Source organism: Exiguobacterium sp. HSB13, from assembly GCF_056764755.1.
The window spans coordinates 1-463 of record NZ_JBUZOM010000039.1; the positions used below are offsets into that span (position 1 = coordinate 1).

A 463-nucleotide genomic window follows, 5' to 3' on the forward strand; every position below is an offset into this window, starting at 1 on the left:
TGCAAGTTGATCATATATACCCTTCTGAGGTGCGAGCCCAGTGGTTGTGATACCAATCTCAGCTCCACGTGGGAGCGCAAGGCGAATATCCTTGATGAAGTGCTTGACGAACAAACCAGGTGAGTAGTTTTCAGCGAAGACGCGCGGAATCAAGTTCTCAAGACTCCAGCTACCGGCGGAACCAGCCTTGATCGTCTCGATAAATTGCGTCGGGTCAATCCCGTACCGCGTGACGAACAACAGCATCTCTGCAGTTCCGATCATCGAGCCGGCGATTGCAATTTGGTTCGCGAGTTTCGCTGATTGTCCTTTACCTGGACCACCGAAGAGTCAAATCGATTTTCCCATCGCTTCGAATAATGGCTTCGCTTGTGCGAAAGCCGCCTCTTCACCACCGACGAGAATGGCGAGTGTTCCGTTCTTCTCACCGAGGTCACCACCTGTGACAGGTGCGTCAAGTGCC

At 52.7% G+C, this 463-nt stretch carries 1 protein-coding gene and 1 pseudogene; both read right to left on the reverse strand.

From position 1 onward, the window contains the following. Positions 1 to 303 (reverse strand): annotated as a pseudogene (locus ACZGCQ_RS16940) (NAD-binding protein); the annotation flags it as partial. 27 nt (positions 304 to 330) lie between these two features. After that, positions 331 to 463 (reverse strand): NAD(P)-binding domain-containing protein (locus ACZGCQ_RS16945; RefSeq protein ID WP_481266891.1); only part of this gene is annotated, 133 nt, incomplete at its 5' end.